The organism is Pseudomonas sp. BCA17 (assembly GCF_004519405.1).
GTDB lineage: Bacteria > Pseudomonadota > Gammaproteobacteria > Pseudomonadales > Pseudomonadaceae > Aquipseudomonas.
Map to the genome: position 1 here is coordinate 307,984 of NZ_SGWI01000006.1, position 26,539 is coordinate 334,522.

Here is a 26,539-nt window from a genome sequence, read left to right on the forward strand (position 1 = left end):
GTAACGTGCAAAAGTGCGCGGCAAATTGCGCTGACTAACCTTTCGATCTGATCCAAGTGCGGGCACAATGCGTGTCCTTTTTTGGCAGGCACCGCCGCAGGCTCTCAAAAATGATCAAAACGCCGTACTACCTCATCGATAAACAGAAGCTTCTGGTCAACATGCAGAAGATTGCTTACGTGCGCGAGCAGTCCGGCGCCAAGGCGTTGCTGGCCCTCAAGTGCTTCGCCACCTGGTCGGTGTTCGACCTGATGCAGCAATACATGGATGGCACCACATCGTCGTCGCTGTATGAGCTGAAGCTCGGTCGCCAGAAGTTCGAAGGCGAGGCGCACGCCTACAGCGTGGCTTGGGCTGACGATGAAATCGAAGAGATGCTGGATAACTGCGACAAGATCATCTTCAACTCCATCAGCCAACTGCAGCGCTTTGCTGAACGCAGCGAAGGCAAGACCCGCGGCCTGCGCGTCAACCCTCAGGTCAGCAGCTCCGACTACCTGCTGGCCGACCCGGCACGCCCGTTCAGCCGCCTGGGCGAGTGGGACCCGGTGAAGATCGAAGGCGTGATCGAGCAGATCAGCGGCTTCATGTTCCACAACAATTGCGAGAACGGCGACTTCAGCCTGTTCGACAAAATGCTGGGCGTGATCGAAGAACGCTTCGGCGAGCTGCTGCACAAGGTCAAGTGGGTCAGCCTCGGCGGCGGCATCCATTTCACCGGTGAAGGCTACGCGCTGGACGCATTCTGCGCACGCTTGAAGGCGTTCTCCGAAAAGTACGGCGTGCAGGTCTACCTGGAACCGGGGGAAGCGGCGATCACCAACAGCGCCTCCCTGGAAGTCACCGTGCTCGACACCCTCTACAACGGCAAAAACCTGGCCGTGGTAGACAGCTCCATCGAAGCCCACCTGCTGGACCTGCTGATCTATCGCCTCAACGCCAAGCTGGCGCCGAGCGAGGGTGAACACACCTACATGGTGTGCGGCAAATCCTGCCTGGCCGGCGACATCTTCGGCGAGTATCAATTTGATCGTCCGCTAGCCATCGGCGATCGGCTGTCGTTCATCGACACCGCAGGCTACACCATGGTCAAGAAAAACTGGTTCAACGGCCTGAAAATGCCGTCCATCGTAGTGAAACAACTCGACGGTACCGTCGAAGTGGTTCGTGAATTTGGTTACGACGACTACCTGTCCAGCCTTTCGTAAGCTGGCGGATAAAGGAGAGATAAAGCAATTGAAAAAGAACGTTCTTATCATTGGTGCAGGAGGTGTCGCCAAGGTGGTGGCCCACAAGTGCGCGCAGCACAACGACGAACTCGGTCGTATTGCTATCGCGTCGCGCAACATCTCCAAATGCCAGGCCATCATCGACAGCGTCAAGGCCAAGGGTAGCCTCAAGGTTCCCGCCGACATCCAAGCCTTCGCACTGAACGCCCTGGACGTGGAAGCGACCAAGGCCCTGATCCGCGAGACACAATCGCAGATCGTCATCAACGTAGGTTCCGCGTTCCTCAACATGTCGGTACTGCGTGCCTGCATCGACACGGGCGTTGCCTACCTCGACACCGCCATCCACGAAGAGCCGGGCAAGGTCTGCGAGACCCCGCCGTGGTACGGCAACTACGAATGGAACCACCTGGAAGAGTGCAAACAGAAGAACATCACGGCCATCCTTGGCGTGGGCTTCGACCCAGGTGTCGTCAACGCGTATGCCGCGCTGGCGCAGCAACAGCATTTTGACCGCATTGATTCGATCGACATTCTCGATGTCAATGCCGGCTCCCATGGCAAATACTTCGCCACCAATTTCGACCCGGAAATCAACTTCCGTGAGTTCACCGGACAGGTGTGGAGCTGGCAGAACAGCCAGTGGACCAGCAACACCATGTTCGAAGTCAAACGCACGGACGACCTGCCCGTCGTTGGCCCGCAGAACCTGTACCTGACCGGCCACGATGAAGTGCACTCGCTGTCGAAAAACCTCGACGTACCCAACGTGCGCTTCTGGATGAGCTTCGGCGAACACTACATCAACGTGTTCACCGTACTGAAAAACCTTGGCCTGCTTTCCGAAAAGCCGGTCACCACCGCCGAAGGCGTGGAAGTGGTGCCGTTGAAAGTGGTCAAGGCCGTGCTGCCCGACCCGTCGTCGCTCGCGCCGGGCTACACCGGCAAGACCTGCATCGGCGACCTGGTCAAAGGCACCAAAAATGGCCAGCCCCACGAGATGTTCATCTACAACGTGGCGTGCCATGAAGAAGCCTTCGCCGAGACCGACAGCCAGGGCATCTCCTACACCGCCGGCGTTCCTCCAGTGGCTGCGGCCCTGCTGGTGGCCCGTGGCGAATGGGATGTGAAACACATGGCCAACGTCGAGGAACTGCCGGCTGAGCCGTTCCTGAAAGCGCTGGACGTGATGGGCCTGCCGACTCGGATCAAGGACGAGAACGGTGATCGGGCTTGGGATGCGACTGCCTGAATAGGCGATAGCTGACCGAACAAAAAAATGCGCCACCAGGGGCTAATGCCAGTCAGTTAAGGATGAACGCCGTACCTGTGGCGAGGGAGCTTGCTCCCGCTGGGCCGCGAAGCGGCCCCGTTCTTTGTTTACAAAGCATGGGACTGCTGCGCAGTCCAACGGGAGCAAGCTCCCTCGCCACGGGTTACTTTGTCGCCTTTCTACTTCTTAACTGACGGGCATTACCCCAGGGGCGCATTTTTGTTTGTGCCGAAGCCCTCAACTGCAGGAGCGAGCTTGCTCGCGAAGAACGTCAACGATGACGCGGGCATTCTGGATGCATGCGGCGCCTGTTGGTTTTTCGCGAGCAAGCTCGCTCCTACAGAGGGTGGTTGGTTATTCCAGGTTCCGCGCCGAATTGCTCAGCGCCCTCGAACATTGCAACAGCGCCGGCGCCAGTTGCTTCTCCGCATCCGCCCTGCTCCACCGACTGGTCGGCGCCACCACGTGCACCGCCGCCACCGGCCGGCCATTGGCGCCCAGCACCGGCGCACCGATAGTCATGTCGCCCAGGAACAACTCCTGGCCATTCACCGCATAGCCCTGCTCGCGCACTTGCTGCAACGACTCCAAAATCCTGTCGACCTCCGTCAATGTCTGGCTGGTGTGCGCGATGCGCTGGCTGTTCTCGATCAACACCAACGCTTCCTCCTGCGGCAACGCGCTTAAATACGCGCGCCCCGACGCCGTGCAATACATCGGCACCCGCGAGCCGATCGGCATATGCACGGGCACGAAGCCCGCGCTGACGAAACGCGCGATATAGGTCATGTCGTACCCGGCAGGCTCGGTGAGGCACGACGTCTCGCCGGTCAGCCGCGTCAACTCCGACAGAAACGGGTTGGCCACTTCGATCAACGAATGCGCATCCAGGTAACTGAAGCCCAACTCCAGCACCCGCGGTGTGAGTTGGTAATGCCGGGTGCGGGAGTGTTTCCGAAGGTAACCCAGGCTTTCGAGGGTAAACACCATGCGCTGGGCCGAGCTTTTGGTCATGCCGGCAGCCTCGGCCACCTCTGCAAGGCTCATGCTGCGGCGCTGGGCGCTGAATGCCTTGAGCACCGACAGGCCTTTTTCCAGGGATTGGTTGTGCAGACTGTTGCGTTCTTCGGACATGGCGGGCTCGCGGTCAGGTCGATCAGGCATGGCACTGCTTCTACCTTAAATCACAAAAAAAGACCATTTAATATCGCATATCGATACGAAATGTTCATTTTGTCGATTTTATGTAGCGATATACGATTTTTAACAATCGAAATGGCACAGAGCTTGCGATTTCATCGGCAGCCGCTCGCGGTACTGACTTTCCGTTTTCCTTCTGGAGTAACCCGATGAACAGTCTTTCGCCCTTGTTTCGCCGCCTTGCCTTCGGCCTCTGCGCCACGCTCTGCGTCAGCAGCGTGCACGCAGAAAGTGCGTCCTCATACAAAGTCGGTGCAACGGCCAGTGGTTCGCCGTTTACCTTCCTCGACATCAAGAGCAACAGCATCCAGGGCGTGATGGTCGATGTGGCCGAGGCGGTGGGCAAGGCCGGCGGCTTTACCAGCCAGATCGAGCAGACCAACTTCGCTGCGCTGATTCCCTCCCTCACTTCCGGAAAGCTCGACTTCATTTCCGCCGGCATGCTCAAGACCGAAGAGCGCACCAAGGTCGTCGATTTCAGCGCCCCGGTGTATGCCTACGGTGAGGGCCTGATCATCAATGCCGATGACAATGCCGCCTACCCCGACCTCACGCCCCTCAAGGGCCAGGTCGTCGGCGTGCAGGCCGGTACGATCTTCTACGACCAGTTGAACAAGCTGGGGATCTTCAAGGAGATCCGCACCTACGACTCCATCGGCGAGATGGTCCGCGACCTGTCGCTGGGGCGCATCAAGGCCGCCGTAGGTGACCAGCCGGTGGTGGCCTACCAGATCCGCCAGAAGTTGTTCAAAGGCGTGAAACTTGCCCCTGACTACACGCCCACCAACGTCGGCGAAGTGTGCCTGGTGGTGCGCAAGGGCGATGCGCAAACCCTTGAGCGCCTGAACACCGCCATCGCCAGCATCAAGGCGGATGGCACCCTCGACAGCATTCTCAAGAAGTGGGGACTCGATACCCAGGTGCGCCCATGAACCCGGCCGAGTTCCTGCAAAACGCCCAGGACTTCCTGCCGATCCTGCTGCAAGGCGCCTGGGTGACGATCCAGATCACCGTGTTGTCGTTCCTGCTCAGCAGCGCCATCGGCCTGGTGCTGGCGTTGCTCAAGCTGTCGCCGATCCGCGCGCTGTCGTGGACGGCGAGTACGATCATCAATGTGATCCGTGGCCTGCCGATCATCGTGCAACTGTTCTACATCTACTTTGTACTGCCGGACATGGGCGTGCACCTCACCGCGTTTTATGCCGGCGTGATCGGCATGGGCATCGCCTACTCGGCGTACCAGGCCGAGAATTTCCGCACCGGCATCATTGCCGTCGAACAAGGCCAGCGTGAAGCCGCCGAAGCCCTCGGCATGCGTTCGGCGCTGATGATGCGCCGGGTGATCCTGCCGCAAGCGTTTCGCATCGCCCTGCCGCCCTATGGCAACACCCTGGTAATGATGCTCAAGGACTCGTCCCTGGTCTCCACCATCACCGTCGCCGAAATGACCCGCCAGGGCCAGCTGATTGCTTCGTCGACCTTCCAGAACATGACCGTCTACACCCTGGTCGCCCTGCTCTACCTGCTGATGAGCCTGCCGCTGGTGTATGGCCTGCGCCGTATGGAACAGCACCTGGGCCGGAGGAAAAAAGCATGATCGAGATTCGCCAACTGCAAAAACACTACGGCAGCCACCGCGTGCTGCACGGCGTCGACCTCGACGTGATGAAAGGCGAGGTGGTGTGCCTGATTGGCCCCTCGGGCTCGGGCAAGTCCACCCTGTTGCGCTGCATCAATGCGCTGGAAGCCTACGACGGCGGGCACATCACTGTATTCGGCGAAACCGTGCAGCGCGGCAGCAAGACCGTGCACACCCTGCGCAGCCGCATGGGCATGGTGTTCCAGCGTTTCAACCTGTTCCCCCATCGCACCGTGCTGGAAAACGTAATGGAAGGCCCGGTGTACGTCAAAGGCGAGCCACCCAGGCAGGCTCGCGAAGAAGCCCTGGTGCTGCTGGAAAAAGTCGGCCTGAGCGCCAAGGCCGACGCTTACCCGGAACAACTCTCAGGCGGCCAGCAACAACGTGTGGCCATCGCCCGCGCACTGGCGATGAAACCCGAAGCCATGCTGTTCGACGAACCCACCTCGGCCCTCGACCCGGAACTGGTCGGTGACGTATTGGCGGTGATGCGCACGCTCGCCGACGAAGGCATGACCATGATCGTGGTCACCCACGAGATGGGCTTTGCACGCGAAGTGGCCGACCGCGTGTGCTTCCTGCATGGCGGCTACATCGTCGAAAGCGGCGCGGCCGAACAGGTGCTGGGCAATCCACAACATCCACGCACTCAGGATTTCCTGCGGCGGGTGCTGCACCCCACCGGCGCTACGCGGAGCCTGTCATGAAGTCATTGTGGTCAGCGACCGCGCCGTCGATAGTGCCGACACCTGCGTTGAGCGAGTCGCTGAAGGTGGATGTGGCGATTGTCGGTGCCGGCTATACAGGCTTGTCGACCGCGCTGCATTTGGCCGAGCGTGGTGTCAGTGTGTGCGTGCTGGAAGCCAATGAGCCCGGCTGGGGTGCCTCTGGGCGCAATGGTGGGCAGGTCAATCCGACGCTCAAGTACGACCCGGAGCAACTGGTGCAGATGTTCGGACCGGAGCGCGCCGAACCACTGATTTCGACCGTGTCGAATTCAGCGGACCTGGTGTTCAGGTTGATCGAACGGCATCGCATCGATTGCGCGCCCGTGCGCAAGGGGTGGATGCAGGTCTCCTACACGGAAAAAGGCGTGGCCGGGCTACACGCGCGGGCGGATCAGTGGGCCAGGCGTGGCGTTCCGGTACAGCGCCTGGATGCATCGGCGGTGGCTTCACGCATGGGCAGTGACGCATTTGCCGGCGGCTGGCTGGATGGGCGTGCCGGGGCCATTCAACCGCTGGCGTACGCCCGTGGATTGGTGGGCGCGGCGTTGGCGGCGGGTGCGCGGATTCATGGGCAGAGCGCGGTGACCGGCTTGCAGCGCCAGGGAGCGGGCTGGCAATTGCAGACGGCTTCGGGTGCACGGGTAATGGCCGATCAAGTCGTGCTGGCCACCAACGGCTACAGCGGCAACCTGTGGCCGGGCATGGCGCAGAGCATCCTCGCGGCAAACAGTTTTATCGTCGCCACCAAGCCCTTGAGTGGACGTGCGGCGGACAGCATCTTGCCGGGCCAGGAAACCGCCTCCACGGCGCAAAGGCTGCTGCTGTACTTTCGCAAAGACAGTCATGGGCGCTTGCTGATGGGCGGCCGCGGGCTGTTCAACGACCCCACTTCGCCTACCGATTTCGCCCACCTGGAGCGCTCGCTGGCGTTGCTGTTTCCGCAGTTGGGGCCACTGGAATTCGAGTATCGCTGGGCCGGGCGTATCGCGATCACGCGCGACTTTCTGCCCCATGTGCACCAGCCCGCACCGGGGCTGACCTTGGCGCTGGGCTGCAATGGCCGTGGGATCGCGCTGTGTACCAGCCTGGGGCAGCAACTGGCGGGCAAGTTGTGTGACAGCCAGGCGGAGTTCGCCTACCCGGTGACACCGTTGCAGCGCTTGCCGATGCATGGGTTGCAGCGGTTTTACATTGGGGCGGGTGTTGCGTGGTACAGCCTGCTGGACCGACTCAACATCAGCTGACATGCGCCCCCTGTGGCGAGCTTGATCCGCTCGCCACAGGGGTCGCATTTAGCAATGACTTCCGGGACTTTTCCCACAAGGGTTTCAGGTTGTCGCTCGGAACTTCGCTGGCTAACCTCTGCGCCGTCGCTGCCAATTCGGCGACCGGATTTGACCGTCCGAACCCAAAGTGCATCTGCATCAACATCGATCCAGGCGTTTTTTTTGCACCTGCTGTATCGTGTCGCGGCAGCTGTACGCGGGATACCTTCGGGTATGCCGGGCTACTTTGGGACCGGTCGGTCAACCCGCGTATAGCTGCCACCCTCTCTCGCTTGACCGCGAATCTTGGCAGCTCAATTCCCAAAGAGATTTGACCATGATTAAAGACAGCCCCAATCCACCAGGCCATCAAGACTTCGATACCAGCACCCTCCACGAAGTGGCCTACAGCGCGATCAATCACTACCTCAATCCCAGAAAACCAACACCCGAAGCCAGCGCAGGCCTTTTTAGTGTGCGCGCCGATCTAGACACTGAAACCCTGCTGGTCAACGCCTCCCAGGATTTGTCCTGCATCACCGACATCGCCACTCACCTGGCCTTTGACATCGAAGGGGCGCAACGCAATGTGGCGCTGGGCATCTGTCGGATGCTCGAAGGCGTACAACTGCTGGTGGACAAGGCGCTGGACGAAACTCACCCGCCAGCCTGACATAGACGGCGCGAGGCGCCTGAGCTATCTTCGGGCGCCCTCTCGACAGACTCGGAACAGGAAGTACCGCTTGAGCACATCGCCCCTACTGCGAGGCCGCACCTTCGCCCTCCTCGTCGGCATTGCCTTTGTTGCCGTGGACCAGTTGGTAAAACTACTGGCCCTGGTTTCGCTGCAAACCCAGAGTTTCAAAATCGGCTCCACCCCGTTCAACCTTGCCTTGGAACTGAGCCTGAACCCAGGCGCATTCCTCAGCTTGGGCGCTGCGCTGCCACCACAGCTCAAGCAACTGATCTTTATCGCCGGCGTGGCCATCGTAGTGGCCTGGGCGATGTGGTGGTCGCTGTCCAACTGGAACCAGCCCTTGCGTAAAGTCTTGCCGCTTTACGCCATCGCCCTGGGCGGTATCGCCAACTTGATCGACCGTGTATTTCGAGACGGCCATGTCGTTGACTACATGGTGTTGAACGTTGGGCCGACGCATACCGGGGTGTTCAATATTGCGGATATCGCGATTACCGCTGGGGCCTTATATTTGATGATGGACTTGCTCGTCACACGCAGGGCCTGAGATTCAAGGCCGTTTCCACGCCTGGGAACGGCCTCAAAACACCGACCACCCAATCCGCTCACTCAACAACTCCAACGCCTTCATCCCCGCCAGCGAATTCCCCGCCGCGTTCAACTCCGGCGACCATACGCACACCGTAAACTGCCCGGGCACCACCGCGACAATCCCGCCGCCTACCCCGCTCTTGCCTGGCAGCCCCACGCGATAGGCGAAGTTGCCCGCTTCGTCATACAGCCCACTGGTGGCCATGATCGAGTTGACCTGCTTGGTCTGGCGTGCGGTCAGCACCTGTTCACCGCTGTGAGCACTGGTGCCTTCGTTGGCGAGGAAGCTGAACGCCTTGGCCAGGTCGAGGCAGCTCATCTGCAACGCGCAATAGTTGAAGTAGCTGTGCAGCACTGCGTCCACGTCGTTGTGGAAGTTGCCGAAGGATTTCATCAGATAGGCCATGGCCGCATTGCGTGCGCCATGCTGGGCTTCGGATTCGGCGACGACGCTGTTGACCAGGATCTGCGGGTTGCCCGACAGGCGCCGTACGAAGTCGCGCATCGATAGAATCGGCACGGCAAAGCGCGATTGGTTGATGTCGCAGATCACCAGCGCGCCGGCATTAATGAACGGGTTGCGCGGGCGGCCGCGTTCGAATTCCAGCTGCACCAGGGAGTTGAACGGTTGCCCGGAAGGCTCATGGCCCAGGCGCTCCCAGATGGTTTCGCCGCCGTGGTCGATGGCTTGGACCAGGCTGAAGACCTTGGAAATACTCTGCACCGAGAACAGGGTGTCGGCATCACCGGCGCAGTACGCCGAGCCGTCGTTGCCGTATACCGCGATGCCGAGTTGGTTGGCGGGCACATCGGCCAACGCTGGGATGTAGTCGGCGACTTTGCCGAGCCCGATCAGTGGACGAACTTCGTCGAGGATCGACTCCAGCAGCGCCTGCATGTCTTGTCCTGTCATCTTTCTTTGAATCGGTGATAGCGGGGCGCGGAGGATACCTGAAATGCCTGTGGCGAGGGAGCTTCCCCCCACACCACAGGCAAGCGGGCACGTCGTCAGAAATGCGCCACATCCGACACCTCTTCATCCAGCACATCCCGCGCCAGCGCCCAGGCCCGGTCCGTGGACTCCACCACCAGCAACGGATAACCCCACGCCTTGCCGAATGTCGCGGTAAACGGTTTGAGCGCCAGGCGCTTGGCCGCGCAGGGTTCCACCTGGATCATGCCTTTGACGAACGCCTGCAGCGCCGGTTTGTTTTTCTTCATCCAGATGGACGCGTGCTTGCGCTCTTCGTGGGAGTGCTCGTAGTTGTTCTCGTCCACCGCTTTGTCGTGCAGCAGCAAGAAGGGTCGGCGGCGGGCCAGCAGGCCCTCGAAGATCAGGAAGGCATCCTCCGGCCCGCTGTCGTTGGGGGCATCGAAGACGATTTTGACGATGGGGAACGTTGAACTGTCGAGTCGCATGGCATGGCTCCTTTATGACTCTTCTTAATGAGAGTGACTCTCACTATAAGGGGCCAGGCACTGGACGGCATTGCACAGAATAGCCAAACTATTTCGCAATCCAGCCAACGTGCGATGCCTGCCATGAATCACCACCGCCTTGACATGCACGACCCCGCAATGGCCAGGGACGCCGACCTGCTCCCCCGCGCCGTGGTGGGCGTGGGCGCCAGCAGCACGTCGACCAACTGGGAACATCAGCAGCACTCGCACCGCAAAGGCCAGTTGATGTACACCTTGCGCGGGGTCATCCACTGCGAGACCCAGGCCGGTATCTGGATCGTGCCGCCGCAGTGCGCACTGTGGATTCCCGGCGGCATCTCCCATGCGGCACGCGGGTCCGGGGAGGCGCAGGTCTATTGCTTGCTGATCGACCCCGACGCGGCCCGGGCCTTGCCTGCGCAGTGCTGCACCCTGGCGGTGTCGCGGCTGTTGCACGAGCTGATCAGCAAGGCGGTGAGTTTCCCGCCGCTGTACGACGTCGACGGTGCAGAGGGACGCCTGATCAATACGTTGCTCGATGAGCTGACCGAAGCCCCCATCGAAGCCCTGCACCTGCCCATGCCACAGGACCCGAGGCTGCGCCGCCTGGCCGACAGCCTGCTGGCTGACCCCGCCGACAAAGCCAGCCTCGGCCAATGGGCCGTGCGCATCGGCATGAGCGAACGCAGCATGACGCGATTGCTGCTGGAGGAACTGGGCTTGAGTTTCGGCCGCTGGCGCCGGCAACTGCATGTCATTCTGTCTCTGCAACGCCTGGCCAAGGGCGACAGTGTGCAAAGGGTGGCGCTGGACCTGGGTTACGAAAACGCCAGCGGCTTTATCACAATGTTCCGCAAGGCGGTGGGCCAGCCACCGGCACGCTACCTGGCCGACCGCACGGGCGCCGCCGACAATGCCGACCAGGCGAGCATTGCGATGACTGACGCGCCGGCCTGCCTCCCATAAAAATGCAAATTACTGATATATCCACCAAACAGTAATTCTATTTTTTAATGATTAGGTTAGAACCAATCGGCATTTTACAAGGCTCGCCGCCGGCCCTACTTTTGACCCGGATAACCGACCCCTTGCCTGGAGGAGGTGCTTAACCCCAACCCCAAAAGGAATGACCATGAGTATCGAATTCATCGGCTACATCGGCGGCCATCACGCCTCCGAGATCCACCCACGCAGCGGCCCGGTGCTGCAACCGGAGTATGTGGAAACCGTGGCCCGCGCCCACGAGGAGGCCGGTTTCGACCGCGCCCTGGTGGCCTTCCATTCCAACAGCCCGGACAGCACGCTGATTGCCTCCCATGCCGCCAGCGTCACACAGAAGTTGCAGTTCCTGATTGCCCATCGCCCAGGCTTTGCCCAACCCACACTGGCTGCTCGCCAATTCGCCACCCTGGATGTATTCAACGGCGGACGCACCGCCGTGCATATCATCACCGGCGGCGACGACCGTGAACTGCGTGCCGACGGCAGCTATATAGGCAAGGACGAACGCTACGCGCGTACCGACGAATACCTGAGTGTGGTGCGCCAGGAATGGACCAGCGAAAAACCCTTTGATTTCGCCGGCACCTACTATCAGGTAGAAGGCGCGCACTCCTCAGTGAAGTCGCCGCAGCAGCCGCATATTCCGTTGTATTTTGGCGGTTCCTCGGCGGCGGCGATCGCGGTGGCGGGCAAACATGCCGACGTGTATGCGCTGTGGGGTGAAACCTACGAGCAGGTACGCGAAACCGTGACCCGGGTGCGTGCGGAAGCGGCCAGGCACGGGCGTACGATTCGCTTCAGTCTGTCGCTGCGGCCGATCCTCGCCGAGACCGAAGAGGCCGCCTGGGCTCGTGCCGAAACCATCCTGCAACAGGCCACGGCGCTGGCCGAACAGAATGGCTTTGTGCGCCGCGAACCGCCGAACGAAGGCTCCCGCCGGTTACTGGCAGCGGCGGCACAAGGGGCGCGACTGGACAAGCGCCTGTGGACCGGGATCGCCGGGTTACTGGGCGCGCAGGGCAATTCGACGTCATTGGTGGGCACACCTGAACAGGTCGCCGAGGCCTTGCTGGACTACTACGATTTAGGCATCACCACGTTCCTGATCCGTGGGTTTGACCCACTCAATGATGCCATTGACTACGGCAAGCGCTTGATCCCCCTTACCCGCCAGTTGATCGCGCAACGAACTCAGCAAGTCGCGTAAGACACCCAACCCGGGCGGGAGGGCCTCGCCCTTCCCGCCCGCTGATATTCAGTGCGTTCAGAATCAGTTCTTGTAGTCGCTGTCGGTACGTTCCAACTGCCGGATCAGCGCATTCCAATGCCGTGCCACGCCCGGGCCGTCACCGGCCTTGAACACTTCGGCCTGCTTCTCAACCTTGGCCACCACCTCTGCCGGCGGGAAGATCAGCTCCACATTCCCCGCCGCCTGCGCCGCGATCTGGATATTGCAGGCGCGTTCCAACCCATGCAGTTGCTGGAACGCATGCTCAACACTCACGCCTGCCGTCAACAGCCCATGATTACGCAAGATCATCACACTTTTGTCGCCCAGGTCCGCCACCAGCCGCTCCCGCTCATCCAGGTCCAGCGCCACGCCTTCATACCCGTGGTACGCCACGCGCCCGGAGAAACCAATGGAATGCTGGGAGATCGGCAGTAAGCCGTCCTTCTGCGCCGACACCGCAATGCCGTCGCGGGTGTGGGTGTGCAGTACCGCTTGCAGGTCGTGGCGCGCACCGTGAATGGCGCTGTGGATCACATAACCTGCGTAGTTGATTCCCAGGCCGGTCGGGTCATCGACGATGGTGCCGTCGAGGTCGACCTTCACCAGGTTGGACGCACTGATTTCGTCGAACAGCAAACCGAAGGCGTTGATCAGGAAATGTTCGTCTGGCCCCGGCACGCGGGCGGAGAAATGGGTGTAGATGTGGTCGGTCCACTTGTACAGCGCCGCCAGTCGATAGGCCGCGGCCAACTTGACGCGTACCTCCCACTCTTCTGGAGTCACGCGTTGGCGAACCGTGTTGGACACGCTGGCGATAGAGGTAACACTGCTCATGGCAAAACTTCCTGGATGGCCTTAAGGACTTCCAGGCAGCCTAGGGGATGCCGAAAAATAATAAAAAGCACATTTTAATCTAAGCTAATTATTATTTTTTTTCATATCAAGCAGCCTCTCGAATCTTCTGCAACGAGGCCGCCACCCACTTGCCGAACGCATCCACCGGCCCCTGCAGGTTGCCGAGGAAGTGCGGATAGATCAGCCACAAGTCCATCACCGGCTTGAAGTCCTTGAGTGGCATCACCGCCAGTTGCTCGCGGTGGGCGCTGCGCTCCAACAGCGGTCGCGGTACCAGGCCAAGGCCCAGACCATCCGCTACCAGGCCCAATTGCAGCTCGGTGCCGAAGGTTTCCAGGTTGACCCGCAACGCCAGGCCCTGGTCGGACAAGGTGCGCTGCAGACCGGCGCGGAAACCGCAGCCATCGGGATTGAGAATCCAGCCGCTCTGGTACACGTCCGACAGCTTGCTCGGTTTTTTCGGCAGTTGGGCCTTGGCACACACCACCACCAATTCCATCTTGCCGATGGACTCGCCGATGATGTTATCGGGGAAGATCTTGCCCGCCGGAAACAGCGCCGCCGCCGCATCCAGTTCGCCACGTTCGATCTTGCCGACCAGTTGACTGCCCCAGCCGGTGGCGACCTGGGCACGCAGGTCGGGGTATTCGCTGCGCAGTTGCTTGAGCGCGTCCAGCAGCACCACGTCGCCAATGGTCTGCGGCACGCCCAGGCGCAATACACCGGTGGGCGGCGCGTCGGTGGCGACCAGCTCGCGCAAGGCATCCATCTCGCGCAGGATCAGCCGGCATTGTTCATAAACCCGGGTGCCAATCAGCGTAGGCTTGAGGGGCTTGGTGTTGCGGTCGAACAACTCCACGCCCAGCGCCTGCTCAAAGTTCTGCACACGGCGGGTGATGGCCGGCTGGGTCAGTTGCAACGACTCGGCGGCATGGCTGATGGACTGGCAACGAATCACTTCGACAAAGGCATCGATATCGTCAATTTTCATTTGGGCCGCACATAGAGAAGCGTCATTAAGATGTGTGGGAAGCATAGTTGCAGGCGCGCTGCCTGGATAGTCCAGGCTGTGATCAATAACGTCTAACGCTATGCAGACCGGTTCTAAATTACGTTCAGGTATAAGCTAATCATTAAAAAATAGCATATTAAGAATAAACATTATGCTTAGATAAACCTGCCTTGCGGCTCCTATCAAAAATACCCGATGGAATTGTCATGACCCAGGCCAAGCACCCCGAAAGACTCAGAGCCTTCATAGGCGCCCTGGCGGAACTGATCGACGGTCATCCTCGCGAAGGCGACTTGCTGCACCGTGGCGGCAAGCTGCTGGCGCAATTGGTCAGCCATGACGATTGGCTCCCCGACGAATTCGCCCAGCCCGACCCCGAGCATTATCAGCAGTTTTTGTTGCATGCCGACTCACGCCAGCGCTTCAGCATCGTCAGCTTTGTATGGGGGCCGGGGCAACGTACACCGATTCATGACCACCGGGTGTGGGGGCTGATCGGTATGTTGCGCGGTTCTGAATTTTCCCAGGGGTTTGAGCGCGCGCCCGACGGCAGCCTGGTGGCCGAAGGCAAGCCGGTGCAACTGTTGCCGGGCCAGGTCGAAGCGGTGTCGCCCAAGGTCGGCGATATTCATCAAGTCAGTAACGCCCACAGCGACCAGGTGTCGATCAGCATTCATGTGTACGGCGCCAACATCGGTGCCGTGCGCCGCGCGGTATACCAGCCTGACGGCAGCGAGAAGCTGTTTATCTCCGGTTACTCCAATGCCTTCCTCCCGAACATCTGGGATTTGTCCAAAGAAAAGAGTCCTGCCCTATGAGCACCGTATCGACCGCAAGCTTCGCCCAGATCCGCCAGGCCCTGCTGGACCATGAAGAAGTCGCCCTGATCGACGTGCGCGAAGAAGCGCCGTTTGCCGAAGCCCACCCGTTGTTCGCCGCGAATATCCCGTTGTCCAAACTGGAGCTGGAGGTGTACGCGCGTATTCCACGGCGCGACACCCCGGTCACCGTCTACGACAACGGCGAAGGCCTGGCTGCCCGCGCCGCCGAGCGCCTGGTCGCGCTGGGCTACACCCGGGTCAGCCTGCTCGACGGCGGCCTCGACGGTTGGCGCCGTGCCGGTGGCGAGCTGTTTATCGATGTGAACGTGCCGAGCAAAGCCTTTGGCGAGCTGGTGGAAAGCCAGCGCCACACGCCGTCCCTGGCCGCCGAAGACGTGCAGGCCCTGCTCGACAGCCAGGCCGATGTGGTGGTGCTCGACGCCCGCCGCTTCGATGAATACCAGACCATGAGCATCCCCACCGGTATCAGCGTGCCCGGCGCCGAGCTGGTGTTGCGTGTCCGTGAATTGGCCCCCGATCCCGCCACCCGCATCATCGTCAACTGTGCCGGGCGCACTCGCAGCATCATCGGCACCCAGTCACTGATCAATGCCGGCGTGGCCAACCCCGTGTCAGCCCTGCGCAATGGCACCATCGGCTGGACCTTGGCCGGGCAGAAGCTTGCCCATGGCCAGTCGCGCCGCTTTGCACCGACCTCGGAAGCACATCGCCAGGCAGCGGCCCAGGATGCGCGGCGCGTCGCCGACAAGGCCCGCGTCGGCCGTGCCGGCAAGGCTGACCTGCAGCATTGGCAGCAGGAGCCCACGCGCACCACCTACCTGTTCGATGTGCGCACCCCGGAGGAATTTGAAGCCGGTCATTTGCCGGGCGCGCGCTCTACGCCAGGCGGCCAATTGGTGCAGGAAACCGACCATGTCGCCAGCGTACGCGGGGCTCGGCTGGTGCTGGTGGATGACGATGGGGTGCGCGCCAACATGTCTGCATCCTGGCTCGCTCAACTGGGCTGGGAAGTGCATGTACTGGATGATGCGCAACCTGCGGATTTCAGCGAAAAAGGCGCTTGGGTCGCGCCGGTCCCGGCACCGCCGCAGGCCGAGTTGATCAGCCCCCACACCCTCGCCGACTGGCTGGACCATGGCGACACGGTGGTGCTGGATTTCACCGCCAGCGCCAACTACGTCAAACGCCATATACCCGGTGCATGGTGGGCCCTGCGCGCGCAATTGCCCCAGGCCCTGGCCAAGGTACCAAGTGCCCAACGCTACGTATTGACCTGCGGCAGCAGCCAACTGGCGCGCCTGGCCGTCGCCGAAGTCGAAGCCATCACCGGCAAGCAGGTGTTCCTGCTGCAGGGCGGCACGGCGGGCTGGATCAATGCACAACTGCCGCTGGAAGACGGTGAAACCCGCCTAGCCTCACCGCGCATCGACCGCTATCGCCGACCGTATGAAGGCACCGACAACCCCAGGGAAGCCATGCAGGCGTACCTGGATTGGGAGTTCGGCCTGGTGGCGCAATTGGCTCGCGACGGTACCCATGGGTTCTATGTGATCTGAACCCGATATCACCGGGCTTTTGCAATCACCTGCGTCATGTATTGGTTCAAATCGCGAAAATCCTTCACGCCCCAGGCGAACGGCGCAATCTTTACGCCGTTCTCTCGCAATGTCCTGGGAATCAGGTCGCCATTGGGGCGAAGGATGACCGATGACACGATCACGCCTGGGTAATCACTGAGGCGTTTTTTGAACGCGGCGGTGGTGAGATCGGGCGTGGGCGGGCTGCTTTTGTGGGCCAATGGCCCCGTGCCCTTGATATCGGCTCCATGGCACATGGCGCATCTCTGGAAATAGAGCTGCTTGCCGTTGGCATTCTCCGCAAAGGAGAGTGATGTGTGCACCAGCGCCAAAACGCCCAGCGAAGCGATGAATATCCTGTTCAAGCTTGTCGATGTCCTTGTCGTTGAAGTCCCTGCGGGACTCGGATTCTCCTTTGAGACACCTTCGCGTGCAAGGTTTGCCCTCAACCTGCCCATCCTCAATAAATGCATTTATTGAATATTTAAAAACACAATAATCATTTTTTTTAATAATTAACTTATAACCAAAAAGAACTTCACAGCAGGTTTTTATGGGAATAACGTTAAGTCATCACCGACCCCTTCTCCAGGCGGAGGTAGCCAACCCCTATTCTGATTTGCCTGGAGCCTGCATCCCATGGTCCTGACCATCGCCTTCAAACGCCTGCTGCTGGGTGCCGCCTTGACGCTTGGCCTGGCTGGCACCGCTCACGCCGCCGACCTGCAACCGCTGCGCGTCGCCAACCAGAAATCCACGATCAAGGCACTGCTGGAAGCCTCCGGCGAAACGCGCAATGTGCCCTACGCCATCCAATGGTCGGAGTTCCCCTCCGCCTCGCCTTTGGGCGAAGCGCTGAATGCCGGTGCGGTCGATGTCGGTGCCCTCGGCGATGCGCCGTATGTGTTCGCCCTGGGTGCCGGCGCGTCGCTCAAGGTGGTCAGCATCATCCACGCCGAAGGGCGTAACACCACCGCCCTGCTGGTGCCCAAGGACTCGCCGATCAAGACGGTGGCCGACCTCAAGGGCAAGAAGATCGTCACCGGGCGCGGTTCCATCGGCCATTACCTGGCAATCAAGGCCCTGGCCGGTGCCGGCCTGACCACGCAGGACGTGCAGTTCATTTTCCTGCTGCCCAGTGAGTCGCGCCTGGTGCTGGATAACGGTACGGTCGATGCCTGGGCCACCTGGGACCCTTACACCACGGTGGTCACCTCCCAAAGCCAGGCACGTGTGCTGGTCAGTGGCAATCAGCTGCTGAGCAATCACCTCTACTTCGCGGCCACCAGCCAGGCTATCGCCGACAAACGCGTGCAATTGGATGACTTTGTCGCTCGCGTCGACCGTGCCTATGCCTGGGCCAACGCGCACCCTAATGAATATGCCGCCGCCCAGGCCAGGATCACCGGCCTGCCGTTGGCCGTGCATATGGAAGTGGCCAAAGACACGCACCTGAGCCCGGTCGCCATCGACGACTCGGTGGTCAGCGGCCTGCAAGCCACAGCCGACACCTATCAAAAAGAAGGCCTGCTACCCAAACGCATCGACGTGTCCCAGGGTTTCGACAGAAGTTTCAACGCCACGCGTTTCCCCTCATCCCAAGCATCGCGATAAGCCAGGAGCAGCACATGAGCAAGCCAGGTCAATTGAAGCCACGCCATTTGAAGCTGGGCGCCATGGTCCATGGTGTCGGCCACGGCTGGGGCGAATGGCGCCACCCGCAGGCGCAACCCGATGCCAGCACCAACTTCGGCTTCTACAAGCAGCAGACCGCGTTAGCTGAAGGCGCCAAGTTCGACTTTGTGTTCATCGCCGACAGCCTGCACATTCATGCCAAGTCCAGCCCGCATTACCTCAACCGTTTCGAGCCGCTGACCATCCTCTCGGCGCTCGCGGCAGTGACCACCCATATCGGTTTGGTGGCGACGGTGACCGTCAGCTACACCGAGCCGTACCAGGTGGCGCGCCAGTTTGCCTCCCTGGACCATATCAGCGGCGGCCGCGCCGGCTGGAACGTGGTCACTTCGTGGCTCAGCGGCACCGCCGATAACTTCGGCAAAGCCGAGCATCCACCCCATGCCGTGCGCTACCGCATTGCCAAGGAACACCTCAATGTGGTCAAGGGCCTGTGGGACTCCTGGGAAGATGACGCCTTTGCCTATGACAAACAGAGCGGCGAGTTTTTCACCCCAGGCAAGTTGCACGCGCTGAACCACAAGGGCGAGTTTTTCTCGGTCAAAGGCCCGCTGAACATCGCCCGCTCGGATCAGGGCCAACCGGTGATTTTCCAGGCGGGCACGTCGGAAGACGGACGCAACTTCGCCGCACAGAATGCCGACGCGATTTTTGTACATGTGGAGAGCATCGAAGAGGGTCTGGCCTACACCCAGGACCTGAAGCGTCGTGCCAAAGGCTTTGGCCGTGACCCGGACAGCCTGTCGATTTTGCCGGGCATCCGCCCGATCGTCGGCCGTGATGCCGCTGAAGTGGAGAGTCGCTATCAGCAGGCCGTCGATCTGGTCACCGTGGAAGACGCCATCGTTGCCCTCGGCCGCCCTTTCAACGACCACGACTTCAGCCGATACCCGCTGGACGCCCCCTTTCCGGAACTCGGCGACCTGGGGTCCAACAGCCAGAAAGGCGGCTCCGATCGGATCAAGCAATTGGCCAGGGACGAGGGCCTGACCCTGCGCGAAGTGGCGCTGCGCTTCTCGCGGCCCAAGCGCGACTTTGTCGGCACCCCGGAACAGGTCGCCGATGCGCTCCAGACCTGGTTCGAGGCCGGCGCCAGCGATGGTTTCATCATCAATTCGGTACTGCCGGACGGCTTGCAGTACTTCACCGAATGGGTCGTGCCGGTGCTGCAACAGCGCGGGTTGTTCCGTACCGAGTACAGCGGCCATACGTTGCGCGACAACCTGGGACTGGAAGTGCCGGCCAACCGTTACAGCGAGGTTGAAGCCCCGTTGAAGGCGCTGGCTTGAACATTCTCCCCTGTGGGAGTAAACCCCCTCCCACATTGACCGAGTACACTGATCATGACGTCATCTCCCCAGCCGTCCTTGCGCTCCGTGGAAGTCGCGCAGTTCGACGCCCTGCTCGAACGCCTCAGCGCCGAGCTGGCCGCCACCGCGCATGTGTTTGATGAAAGCGGCGACTTCCCCCACGCCAATTTCAAGCGGTTGCATGAGCACGGCCTGATCGCCCTCACCGTGCCCAAAATACTCGGGGGCGGCGGCGCCAGCCTGCCTCAGGCGCGCAAGGCGATCAGCGCGATTGCCAAGGGCGAGCCCTCCACCGCGCTGATTCTGGTGATGCAATACCTGCAACACACCCGCCTGCAAGACAGCAAAACCTGGCCCCAGCACCTGCGCGTGCAAGTGGCTGAAGACGCTGTGCAGAACGGCGCGCTGATCAACGCCCTGCGTGTCGAGCCCGACCTGGGCACGCCGGCCCGTGGCGGCCTGCCGGCCACTACCGCGGTGCGCACCGCTGAAGGCTGGCGCATCAGCGGGCGCAAGATCTATTCCACCGGCAGCCATGGCTTGAGCTGGTTCAGCGTATGGGCGCGCAGTGACGACGCCGACCCGTTGGTAGGCACCTGGCTGGTGTCGAGAAACAGCCCGGGTGTGAGCATCATCGACACGTGGGACCATCTGGGCATGCGCGCCACCTGCAGCCACGAAGTGGTGTTCGACAACGTGCTGGTGCCGCTGGACCACGCGGTCAGCGTCAGTCCCTGGAGCGCGCCACAGCCGGAGCTGGATGCCGAAGGCTTCCTGTGGATGGCCGTGCTGCTCTCCTCGGTGTATGACGCCGTAGCCCAAGCCGCACGGGACTGGCTGGTGAGCTGGCTGGAAGAACGCCAGCCGTCCAACCTCGGCGCCGCGTTGGCCACCCTGCCTCGCTTCCAGGAAACCGTCGGGCATATCGACACCCTGCTCTTCGCCAACCGCAGCCTGCTGGACGCCGCCGCCGAAGGCCACACCCCGGCCGCCAACGCTGCGCAACTGAAATACCTGGTGACCCACAACGCGATCCGTGCGGTGGAACTGGCCATCGAAGCGTCGGGCAATCCCGGCCTGTCGCGTCACAGCCCGCTGCAACGGCACTATCGGGACGTACTGTGCAGCCGCGTCCATACCCCGCAGAACGACGCCGTATTGCAAGGTGTCGGCAAAGCCGTCTTCGCCCAACGCCAGAAGGAACGCACATGAGTCAAGTGACTATCGCCAGCCAGCTGGATGAAGACTTCAACGCCGTGATCCGCGAACGCCTGGCGTCTTTGCACCTCGAAGCCGAGGTCATCGGCGTCCCGGTCGGCGTGCCCAGCGACCTGCCGCCCCAGGCCACTGTCCTGCTCCTGCGTCCGATCAACGTACGCGGCTACACTGCGCCGGACACTCCACCGCCCGGCTGGCCTTACGGCGCCCAGTGGGTGCATCTGGTGTCGTCGGGTATCGACTTCTACCCACAGTGGCTGTTCAACGGCCCGCCGGTGACCACCTCACGGGGAAGCGCCGCCGATAACCTCGCCGAGTTCGCTCTGGCGGCGATCTTTGCTGCGGCCAAACAGTTGCCGGACATCTGGGTGAAGGACGCTCAATGGCAGTTCACCGCACTGCGCCCACTCAAGGGCACCACCCTGGGCATTCTCGGCTTTGGTGCCATTGGCAAAAGCCTGGCGCACAAGGCCCGGGCACTGGGTATCAACGTGGTAGCACTGCGCCAAAGCGCGGCGCCGTTTGAAATTGAAGGCGTGACAGCGGCGAAGGATATCCATGACCTGTTTGCGCGGGCCGACCACCTGGTGCTGGCGGCGCCACTTACCGAGGCGACGCGGCATATCGTCAACGCCGAGGTGCTGGACAGCGCCAAGCCGGGGTTGCACCTGATCAACATCGCACGCGGTGGTTTGGTCGATCAGGAGGCATTACTGCAGGCCCTGGATAACGGCCGGCTCAGCCTGGCCTCCCTCGACGTAACGGAGCCCGAACCGCTGCCGGATGGACATCCGCTGTACAGCCATCCGCGCGTACGTTTGTCGCCGCATACTTCGGCGATTTCCACCCGCAGCCAACATGAGATTGCCGATGCATTCCTGGCCAATCTGGAGCGTTACCTGGGCAAGCAAACGCTGCACAACCGCGCCAACTAACAACCGCCGGCGAGGCGCTCCCGTAGAAACTCCACCAGCGCCTGCACCGGCCGCGAACTTTGCCGGTGCTGCGGGTATACCGCCGACAGGGTCAGGGCATCGGGGGCGTACTCGTCCAACAACGTCACCAGGCGCCCGTCTTTCAAGGCATCGGCGACGATAAAGGTCGGCAGGTAGGTGACGCCCATGCCGGCGATCGCCGTGTCGCGCAGCAGCTCGCCGTTATTGACGCGCATGCGTCCGCTGACATTCAGCGACTGCAACTTGCCCTTGGTCTGGAAGCGCCATTGCACCTGACGCCCATGGCCGTAGGGCAGGCAGTCGTGGGTGGCCAGGTCTTCGGGCTTGAGCGGCGTACCGCGCAGGGCCAGATAATCGGGACTGGCGCAGTACACGCGCTGGATGCTGGCGATGCGCCGAGCGATCAAGGTGGAGTCTTCCAGCGTGCCGATGCGCAATACGAGGTCATAGCCCTCGCCGATCAGGTCCACGGGACGGTCGCTCAGGTCGACTTCCACCGAGACGTGAGGGTACCGTTTCAGGAACAACGGCAGCAGGCACCCCAGATGCGCCATCGCAAATGACAATGGCGCACTGAGACGAATGGTGCCGCGCGGTTCGCTGTTCTGGCCGGCAATGCCCTGCTCCACCTGCTCGACTTCACCCAGCAGGCGCAAGGCCGATTCATAGTAACTCTGGCCCAGTGGCGTAACGTCGAGGCGGCGGGTAGAGCGGTTGAGCAGACGCACGCCCAGGCGGTCTTCGAGCTGTATCAGGCGGCGACTGACAAATTGCTTGGACAGGCCCAATTGCTCGGCGGCAGCGGTGAAACTGCCGGACTCCATGACCTGACAGAACAGACGCATGTCTTCGAAGGGGTTCATTGTCGCTTCTCGGTGGACGTTTAAACGGTTTTATAACGAGTCTGTCGCAACACCACAAATAAAATGTGGGAGCAAGGCTAATGCCAGTCAGTTAAGGGTGAACGCTGTATGTGTGACGAGGGAGCTTGCTCCCGTTGGGCCGCGCAGCGGCCCCGCTCTTTGTTTACACAGCATGGGACTGCTGCGCAGTCCAACGGGTGCAAGCTCCCTCGCCACAGGTTACTTTTTTAGCCTTTCTACTTCTTGACTGACTGGCATTAGGATCAGTGATCCGGTTTGCTTTCGGCAACCGTCAACGTCAACAACATTTTCGACAAGTCTTACTAAACCAACGTGGGCTTCTACAACTCGGCGGCCTACGGTGAGCCGCGCAACGTGATGGTCAGCACCCGCTGGGGCTTCTGATGTAAAGTCTTGCTCGCCCTGAGTGATCGAACAAACGCCCGATGAGCGCCATGCGTTCATCGGGCGTTTTTTTATGCGCGCACAAACACGGCGCAAAAAAACCGGATCAGTGACTAATACCAGTCAGTTAAGGGTGAACGCCGTATCTGTGGCGAGGGAGCTTGCTCCCGTTGGGCCGCAAAGCGGCCCCGCTCTTTGTTTACAAAGAATGGGACTGCTGCGCAGTCCAACGGGAGCAAGCTCCCTCGCCACAGGTTACTTTTTAGCCTTTCTCCTTCTTGACTGACTGGCATTAGGGAGCAAGCCCCCTTCCACAGGGTTTACCTGTAACGTTCAGAGCAGGTTACTTGGCAGTGAAGGCCGAGTAGCTGTTCATCAGGTTGCGGTAGTTAGGGATGCGCGGCGACAGCAGGTTGGCCAGGCCCTCCATGTCGTTGCGCCAGTCACGCTGCAGCTCGCAGGCCACGGCGAACCAGTTCACCAGTTGGGCGCCGGCGGCGGTCATGCGTGCCCAGGCGGCTTGCTGCACGGTTTCGTTGAAGGTGCCGGAGGCGTCGGTGACCACGAACACCTCAAAGCCTTCTTCCAGCGCGCACAGGGTCGGGAACGCTACGCACACGTCCGTCACCACGCCGGCGATGATGATCTGCTTGCGGCCGGTCGCCTTCACTGCCTTGACGAAATCTTCGTTATCCCACGCGTTGATCTGGCCAGGACGGGCGATGTACGGCGCCTCCGGGAACAGCTCTTTCAGTTCTGGAACCAGCGGGCCGTTGGGGCCGCTTTCGAAGCTGGTGGTGAGGATGGTCGGCAGCTTGAAGAACTTCGCCACATCGGCCAGGGCCAGTACGTTGTTCTTGAATTCGTTGGGGGAGAAATCCTGCACCAGGGAGATCAGGCCAGTCTGGTGATCGACCAACAGTACAACCGCGTCATCTTTGTTCAAACGAGGGCTAGCCATGGTTCAACTCCTTACGGGGGGTTTGGGTAATCAGAATGCAAAGCACGAGCAGCCGAACGCACCCCAGAAACCCTGGAAGTCGCTGACCGGTACGCTGGAAAGCCGTGCCTTTTCGTGGCTGTGGGAATGCACGCCGCAGGGGCCGCTGCATTGGTGTACCTGGGCCTGCAACGGTGAGCTCGGGCGCCAGTGGCCCGGTACCTTGACCACCGGTGACCAGTCCGGCAGCACCGGCACGCGCGGCGGTGCGTAATCTTCAAAATCGCCGGCGCCGTACACCACCTTGCCGCCGACTACGGTGAGCACCGATTCAATCCACTTGATGGCTTCTTCATCGACACTGAAAAAATCCGCAGACAACGCAGCCACGTCCGCCAATTGGCCAACCTTGATCTGCCCCTTCTTGCCTTGCTCGGACGAGAACCAGGCACTGCCATGGGTGAACAGTTCCAACGCGGTAAGACGCGGCAAGCCCTCGGCGTGCAGCGCCAGACCACCGACGGTGCGGCCGCTGACCATCCAATACAGCGAGGTCCACGGGTTATAGCTCGACACCCGCGTGGCATCGGTGCCCGCGCCTACCGGTACGCCTTCGGCGAGCATGCGCTGGATCGGCGGCGTGGCTTCGGCAGCCTTGGCGCCGTAGCGCTCGACAAAATATTCGCCCTGGAACGCCATGCGGTCCTGGATCGCAATACCGCCACCCAAAGCACGCACACGCTCGATGTTCTGCGGCGTAATGGTTTCGGCATGGTCGAAGAACCACGGCAGGCCATTGAACGGAATGTCGCGGTTGACCTTCTCGAATACGTCGAGCATGCGCGAGATGGACTCGTTATAGGTCGCGTGCAGGCGGAACGGCCAGCGCTGTTCAACCAAGTGGCGCACCACCGGTTCCAGTTCCTGCTCCATGGTCTGCGGCAGGTCCGGGCGCGGCTCGAGGAAGTCTTCGAAATCGGCGGCCGAGAACACCAGCATCTCGCCGGCGCCGTTGTGGCGCAGGTAATCGTCGCCCTGATGCAGCTTGACGCTGCCGGTCCAGTTCTTGAAGTCGCTGAGTTCTTCCTTGGGCTTCTGGGTGAACAGGTTGTAGGCAATGCGCACCGTCAACTGTTCGTCCTTGGCCAACTGCTCGATCACTGCGTAGTCATCGGGGTAGTTCTGGAAACCGCCACCCGCGTCAATGGCACTGGTGAGGCCCAGGCGATTGAGTTCACGCATGAACTGGCGAGTGGAGTTGACCTGGTACTCCAACGGCAGTTTCGGGCCCTTGGCCAGGGTCGAATACAGAATCATCGCGTTGGGCCGGGCCACCAGCATCCCGGTGGGGTTGCCGTTGCTGTCGCGCACAATCTCGCCACCCGGTGGGTTGGGCGTGTCTTTGGTGTAGCCGGCCACGCGCAATGCAGCGCGGTTGAGCAAGGCGCGGTCGTACAGGTGCAGCACGAACACCGGCGTATCCGGCGCGGCCTGGTTGAGTTCGTCCAGGGTGGGCATGCGTTTTTCGGCGAACTGGAATTCGTTCCAGCCACCGACCACACGTACCCATTGCGGCGTGGGGGTGCGGTCGGCCTGGTCCTTGAGCATGCGCAAGGCATCGGCCAGGGACGGCACGCCTTCCCAGCGCAGCTCGAGGTTGTAATTGAGCCCGCCACGGATCAGGTGCAGGTGCGAGTCGTTGAGACCCGGGATCACCGTGCGGCCCTTGAGGTCGATGACCTGGGTGCCGCTGCCGCGCAGGGCCATGGCTTCTCCATCGGAGCCCACGGCGACGAAGCGCCCCTGGCTGATGGCAACGGCGGTAGCCCGCGGGTTTTCACGATCCACGGTGTGGAACTGGCCATTGAACAAAATCAGATCGGCGTTCATAGGGTTTCCTTTACAGAGGCTTCAAGCCAGGGAGCGAACAGGCGGGTGGCCGCCGGCATCAGCAGGTAGACCACCAGCAAAACGATGGTCAAGGTGATTAGAAACGTGGCGACGACGTAGTTGGAGAGCAACGGATGCAGGCGCAGCACCGGCCCCCAGATGATCGGCACCAGCAGGGTCAGCGGCAGGATCACGCACAACGTGACGACCGCCTGTTTCCAGCGCGGTGGCTTGGCCGCGGTATCGGCCAGGGGCGAAAACCAGAACTCGTTGACCGCGCCGACTTCGGTCCGGTCGCCATCGGCGAGCATCGGTGCAGCCTGGTTGATGAGGTCCTGACGTTCGGGGGAGTCCAGCCAATGCTTGAGGTCATCGGCCGAGCGATAGCGCAGCACGCAGGTGAACAGCGCCAATCCGTCCTGCTTGCTGCGCACCACATCCACGCCGAGGTGGCCCGGCCGCCCACCGGCAATGCGCACGATGCGTCGCAGCCAGGCTTCGTAATCGGCTTCAAGGCCCTTTTTCACGCGGTGTTTGACCACCAGGGTCACGACCTCATCCGGCCCGCCTTGCGCTGTTGAGTCCATCGTGCTTTTCCTCCGGGTGCTTGAACATGGCAACAGTGTGCAATGCGCCGACCCGCAAAAATTGGATGTATGTGCTCTGCGCCAGAGATGCGTG

General features: G+C 61.2%; 26 protein-coding genes and 1 pseudogene. 17 read left to right on the forward strand and 10 right to left on the reverse strand.

The window, feature by feature from the left end:
• Positions 1-110 precede the first annotated feature (110 nt).
• Together EXW71_RS22170 and EXW71_RS22175 are read left to right on the forward strand one after the other, a co-directional pair.
• Entirely contained in the window at positions 111-1,208 is a 1,098-nt protein-coding gene (locus EXW71_RS22170) for a carboxynorspermidine decarboxylase (RefSeq protein ID WP_123718101.1), read from the forward strand.
• A gap of 28 nt (positions 1,209-1,236) precedes the next feature.
• The gene (locus EXW71_RS22175; RefSeq protein ID WP_134660898.1) at positions 1,237-2,481 is read left to right on the forward strand and encodes a saccharopine dehydrogenase family protein; all 1,245 of its coding nucleotides are present in this window, start codon (positions 1,237-1,239) and stop codon (positions 2,479-2,481) included.
• A 375-nt stretch (positions 2,482-2,856) separates the two neighbouring features.
• Here EXW71_RS22175 and EXW71_RS22180 read toward each other — a convergent pair whose 3' ends face one another.
• Positions 2,857-3,636 (reverse strand): IclR family transcriptional regulator, encoded by a 780-nt coding sequence (locus tag EXW71_RS22180; protein WP_134660917.1) that lies wholly within the window; start codon positions 3,634-3,636, stop codon positions 2,857-2,859.
• Between the two features lie 215 nt (positions 3,637-3,851).
• Between EXW71_RS22180 and EXW71_RS22185 the strand changes: the two genes are divergently transcribed.
• From EXW71_RS22185 to EXW71_RS22210, 6 genes are all read left to right on the forward strand, one after another.
• Entirely contained in the window at positions 3,852-4,634 is a 783-nt protein-coding gene (locus tag EXW71_RS22185; RefSeq protein WP_134660899.1) for an ABC transporter substrate-binding protein, read from the forward strand.
• The gene (locus tag EXW71_RS22190; RefSeq protein WP_034106261.1) at positions 4,631-5,299 is read left to right on the forward strand and encodes an amino acid ABC transporter permease; all 669 of its coding nucleotides are present in this window, start codon (positions 4,631-4,633) and stop codon (positions 5,297-5,299) included. Before EXW71_RS22185 ends, EXW71_RS22190 begins: the two co-directional genes overlap by 4 nt.
• Positions 5,296-6,048: an amino acid ABC transporter ATP-binding protein gene (locus tag EXW71_RS22195; protein ID WP_123718098.1), complete on the forward strand. Its 753-nt coding sequence runs from the start codon at positions 5,296-5,298 to the stop codon at positions 6,046-6,048. Before EXW71_RS22190 ends, EXW71_RS22195 begins: the two co-directional genes overlap by 4 nt.
• Positions 6,045-7,313, forward strand: a complete 1,269-nt coding sequence (locus EXW71_RS22200; protein WP_134660900.1) for an FAD-binding oxidoreductase — start codon at positions 6,045-6,047, stop codon at positions 7,311-7,313. The genes EXW71_RS22195 and EXW71_RS22200 overlap by 4 nt, the downstream gene beginning before the upstream one ends.
• Positions 7,314-7,671: 358 nt before the next feature.
• Positions 7,672-8,007 carry a DUF6124 family protein gene (locus EXW71_RS22205; RefSeq protein ID WP_167659679.1) on the forward strand — a complete coding sequence of 112 codons (336 nt, stop codon included), beginning with the start codon at positions 7,672-7,674 and terminating at the stop codon, positions 8,005-8,007.
• 70 nt (positions 8,008-8,077) lie between these two features.
• Entirely contained in the window at positions 8,078-8,578 is a 501-nt protein-coding gene (locus EXW71_RS22210; protein WP_134660901.1) for a signal peptidase II, read from the forward strand.
• A gap of 33 nt (positions 8,579-8,611) precedes the next feature.
• Here the strand turns inward: EXW71_RS22210 and glsB are convergent, their stop codons facing one another.
• Together glsB and EXW71_RS22220 are read right to left on the reverse strand one after the other, a co-directional pair.
• The gene (gene glsB, locus EXW71_RS22215) at positions 8,612-9,520 is read right to left on the reverse strand and encodes a glutaminase B (RefSeq protein WP_123718095.1); all 909 of its coding nucleotides are present in this window, start codon (positions 9,518-9,520) and stop codon (positions 8,612-8,614) included.
• A 110-nt stretch (positions 9,521-9,630) separates the two neighbouring features.
• Entirely contained in the window at positions 9,631-10,041 is a 411-nt protein-coding gene (locus EXW71_RS22220; protein ID WP_134660902.1) for a hypothetical protein, read from the reverse strand.
• A gap of 123 nt (positions 10,042-10,164) precedes the next feature.
• Here EXW71_RS22220 and EXW71_RS22225 point away from each other — a divergent pair, with 123 nt between their 5' ends.
• Both EXW71_RS22225 and EXW71_RS22230 read left to right on the forward strand, forming a co-directional pair.
• Positions 10,165-11,028 carry a helix-turn-helix domain-containing protein gene (locus tag EXW71_RS22225; protein WP_134660903.1) on the forward strand — a complete coding sequence of 288 codons (864 nt, stop codon included), beginning with the start codon at positions 10,165-10,167 and terminating at the stop codon, positions 11,026-11,028.
• Positions 11,029-11,194: 166 nt separating this feature from the next.
• On the forward strand, positions 11,195-12,271 hold the full coding sequence (locus tag EXW71_RS22230; protein WP_134660904.1) for an LLM class flavin-dependent oxidoreductase: 1,077 nt from the start codon (positions 11,195-11,197) through the stop codon (positions 12,269-12,271).
• Positions 12,272-12,334: 63 nt separating this feature from the next.
• Here the strand turns inward: EXW71_RS22230 and EXW71_RS22235 are convergent, their stop codons facing one another.
• Positions 12,335-13,129: a class II aldolase/adducin family protein gene (locus EXW71_RS22235; RefSeq protein ID WP_123718092.1), complete on the reverse strand. Its 795-nt coding sequence runs from the start codon at positions 13,127-13,129 to the stop codon at positions 12,335-12,337.
• A gap of 106 nt (positions 13,130-13,235) precedes the next feature.
• A complete protein-coding gene (locus tag EXW71_RS22240; protein ID WP_123718091.1) occupies positions 13,236-14,141 on the reverse strand; it encodes a LysR family transcriptional regulator in 906 nt (301 codons plus the stop codon).
• A 227-nt stretch (positions 14,142-14,368) separates the two neighbouring features.
• Between EXW71_RS22240 and EXW71_RS22245 the strand changes: the two genes are divergently transcribed.
• Together EXW71_RS22245 and EXW71_RS22250 are read left to right on the forward strand one after the other, a co-directional pair.
• Entirely contained in the window at positions 14,369-14,980 is a 612-nt protein-coding gene (locus EXW71_RS22245; RefSeq protein ID WP_134660905.1) for a cysteine dioxygenase, read from the forward strand.
• Positions 14,977-16,560, forward strand: a complete 1,584-nt coding sequence (locus EXW71_RS22250; protein ID WP_134660906.1) for a rhodanese-related sulfurtransferase — start codon at positions 14,977-14,979, stop codon at positions 16,558-16,560. The genes EXW71_RS22245 and EXW71_RS22250 overlap by 4 nt, the downstream gene beginning before the upstream one ends.
• Before the next feature lie 8 nt (positions 16,561-16,568).
• Here the strand turns inward: EXW71_RS22250 and EXW71_RS22255 are convergent, their stop codons facing one another.
• The gene (locus EXW71_RS22255) at positions 16,569-16,946 is read right to left on the reverse strand and encodes a cytochrome c (protein WP_256657121.1); all 378 of its coding nucleotides are present in this window, start codon (positions 16,944-16,946) and stop codon (positions 16,569-16,571) included.
• 274 nt (positions 16,947-17,220) lie between these two features.
• On the opposite strand from EXW71_RS22255, the gene EXW71_RS22260 reads away from it, so the two are divergent.
• The 4 genes from EXW71_RS22260 to EXW71_RS22275 are packed head-to-tail and all read left to right on the forward strand — an operon-like array spanning position 17,221 to position 21,739.
• The gene (locus EXW71_RS22260) at positions 17,221-18,195 is read left to right on the forward strand and encodes an ABC transporter substrate-binding protein (RefSeq protein WP_134660907.1); all 975 of its coding nucleotides are present in this window, start codon (positions 17,221-17,223) and stop codon (positions 18,193-18,195) included.
• A 14-nt stretch (positions 18,196-18,209) separates the two neighbouring features.
• The gene (locus EXW71_RS22265; protein WP_134660908.1) at positions 18,210-19,565 is read left to right on the forward strand and encodes an LLM class flavin-dependent oxidoreductase; all 1,356 of its coding nucleotides are present in this window, start codon (positions 18,210-18,212) and stop codon (positions 19,563-19,565) included.
• 54 nt (positions 19,566-19,619) lie between these two features.
• On the forward strand, positions 19,620-20,798 hold the full coding sequence (locus EXW71_RS22270) for an acyl-CoA dehydrogenase family protein (RefSeq protein ID WP_134660909.1): 1,179 nt from the start codon (positions 19,620-19,622) through the stop codon (positions 20,796-20,798).
• A complete protein-coding gene (locus EXW71_RS22275) occupies positions 20,795-21,739 on the forward strand; it encodes a D-isomer specific 2-hydroxyacid dehydrogenase family protein (RefSeq protein ID WP_134660910.1) in 945 nt (314 codons plus the stop codon). The genes EXW71_RS22270 and EXW71_RS22275 overlap by 4 nt, the downstream gene beginning before the upstream one ends.
• On the opposite strand, the gene EXW71_RS22280 is transcribed toward EXW71_RS22275, so the two are convergent.
• The gene (locus tag EXW71_RS22280; RefSeq protein ID WP_134660911.1) at positions 21,736-22,623 is read right to left on the reverse strand and encodes a LysR family transcriptional regulator; all 888 of its coding nucleotides are present in this window, start codon (positions 22,621-22,623) and stop codon (positions 21,736-21,738) included. The genes EXW71_RS22275 and EXW71_RS22280 overlap by 4 nt on opposite strands.
• A 279-nt stretch (positions 22,624-22,902) precedes the next feature.
• Between EXW71_RS22280 and EXW71_RS29465 the strand changes: the two are divergent.
• Positions 22,903-23,028 (forward strand): annotated as a pseudogene (locus tag EXW71_RS29465) (hypothetical protein); the annotation flags it as partial.
• A gap of 343 nt (positions 23,029-23,371) precedes the next feature.
• On the opposite strand, the gene ycaC reads toward EXW71_RS29465, so the two are convergent.
• From ycaC to EXW71_RS22295, 3 genes are read right to left on the reverse strand one after another with little or no spacing between them, the layout of a single operon-like run.
• On the reverse strand, positions 23,372-23,989 hold the full coding sequence (gene ycaC, locus EXW71_RS22285) for an isochorismate family cysteine hydrolase YcaC (RefSeq protein WP_134659618.1): 618 nt from the start codon (positions 23,987-23,989) through the stop codon (positions 23,372-23,374).
• 30 nt (positions 23,990-24,019) lie between these two features.
• Complete coding sequence (locus EXW71_RS22290) at positions 24,020-25,858, reverse strand: amidohydrolase (protein WP_134659616.1); 1,839 nt, start codon at positions 25,856-25,858, stop codon at positions 24,020-24,022.
• Entirely contained in the window at positions 25,855-26,445 is a 591-nt protein-coding gene (locus EXW71_RS22295; RefSeq protein WP_123718081.1) for an antibiotic biosynthesis monooxygenase, read from the reverse strand. Before EXW71_RS22295 ends, EXW71_RS22290 begins: the two co-directional genes overlap by 4 nt.
• Positions 26,446-26,539 lie beyond the last annotated feature (94 nt).

Bases quoted from the DNA above. Each gene is read 5' to 3' on its own strand.
- EXW71_RS22170 (WP_123718101.1), top strand. From the start codon at position 111: ATGATCAAAACGCCGTACTACCTCATCGATAAACAGAAGCTTCTGGTC.
- EXW71_RS22180 (WP_134660917.1), bottom strand. From the start codon at position 3,636: ATGTCCGAAGAACGCAACAGTCTGCACAACCAATCCCTGGAAAAAGGC.
- EXW71_RS22185 (WP_134660899.1), top strand. From the start codon at position 3,852: ATGAACAGTCTTTCGCCCTTGTTTCGCCGCCTTGCCTTCGGCCTCTGC.
- EXW71_RS22190 (WP_034106261.1), top strand. From the start codon at position 4,631: ATGAACCCGGCCGAGTTCCTGCAAAACGCCCAGGACTTCCTGCCGATC.
- EXW71_RS22195 (WP_123718098.1), top strand. From the start codon at position 5,296: ATGATCGAGATTCGCCAACTGCAAAAACACTACGGCAGCCACCGCGTG.
- EXW71_RS22200 (WP_134660900.1), top strand. From the start codon at position 6,045: ATGAAGTCATTGTGGTCAGCGACCGCGCCGTCGATAGTGCCGACACCT.
- EXW71_RS22205 (WP_167659679.1), top strand. From the start codon at position 7,672: ATGATTAAAGACAGCCCCAATCCACCAGGCCATCAAGACTTCGATACC.
- glsB (WP_123718095.1), bottom strand. From the start codon at position 9,520: ATGCAGGCGCTGCTGGAGTCGATCCTCGACGAAGTTCGTCCACTGATC.
- EXW71_RS22220 (WP_134660902.1), bottom strand. From the start codon at position 10,041: ATGCGACTCGACAGTTCAACGTTCCCCATCGTCAAAATCGTCTTCGAT.
- EXW71_RS22225 (WP_134660903.1), top strand. From the start codon at position 10,165: ATGAATCACCACCGCCTTGACATGCACGACCCCGCAATGGCCAGGGAC.
- EXW71_RS22230 (WP_134660904.1), top strand. From the start codon at position 11,195: ATGAGTATCGAATTCATCGGCTACATCGGCGGCCATCACGCCTCCGAG.
- EXW71_RS22235 (WP_123718092.1), bottom strand. From the start codon at position 13,129: ATGAGCAGTGTTACCTCTATCGCCAGCGTGTCCAACACGGTTCGCCAA.
- EXW71_RS22240 (WP_123718091.1), bottom strand. From the start codon at position 14,141: ATGAAAATTGACGATATCGATGCCTTTGTCGAAGTGATTCGTTGCCAG.
- EXW71_RS22245 (WP_134660905.1), top strand. From the start codon at position 14,369: ATGACCCAGGCCAAGCACCCCGAAAGACTCAGAGCCTTCATAGGCGCC.
- EXW71_RS22250 (WP_134660906.1), top strand. From the start codon at position 14,977: ATGAGCACCGTATCGACCGCAAGCTTCGCCCAGATCCGCCAGGCCCTG.
- EXW71_RS22260 (WP_134660907.1), top strand. From the start codon at position 17,221: ATGGTCCTGACCATCGCCTTCAAACGCCTGCTGCTGGGTGCCGCCTTG.
- EXW71_RS22265 (WP_134660908.1), top strand. From the start codon at position 18,210: ATGAGCAAGCCAGGTCAATTGAAGCCACGCCATTTGAAGCTGGGCGCC.
- EXW71_RS22270 (WP_134660909.1), top strand. From the start codon at position 19,620: ATGACGTCATCTCCCCAGCCGTCCTTGCGCTCCGTGGAAGTCGCGCAG.
- EXW71_RS22275 (WP_134660910.1), top strand. From the start codon at position 20,795: ATGAGTCAAGTGACTATCGCCAGCCAGCTGGATGAAGACTTCAACGCC.
- EXW71_RS22280 (WP_134660911.1), bottom strand. From the start codon at position 22,623: ATGAACCCCTTCGAAGACATGCGTCTGTTCTGTCAGGTCATGGAGTCC.
- ycaC (WP_134659618.1), bottom strand. From the start codon at position 23,989: ATGGCTAGCCCTCGTTTGAACAAAGATGACGCGGTTGTACTGTTGGTC.
- EXW71_RS22290 (WP_134659616.1), bottom strand. From the start codon at position 25,858: ATGAACGCCGATCTGATTTTGTTCAATGGCCAGTTCCACACCGTGGAT.
- EXW71_RS22295 (WP_123718081.1), bottom strand. From the start codon at position 26,445: ATGGACTCAACAGCGCAAGGCGGGCCGGATGAGGTCGTGACCCTGGTG.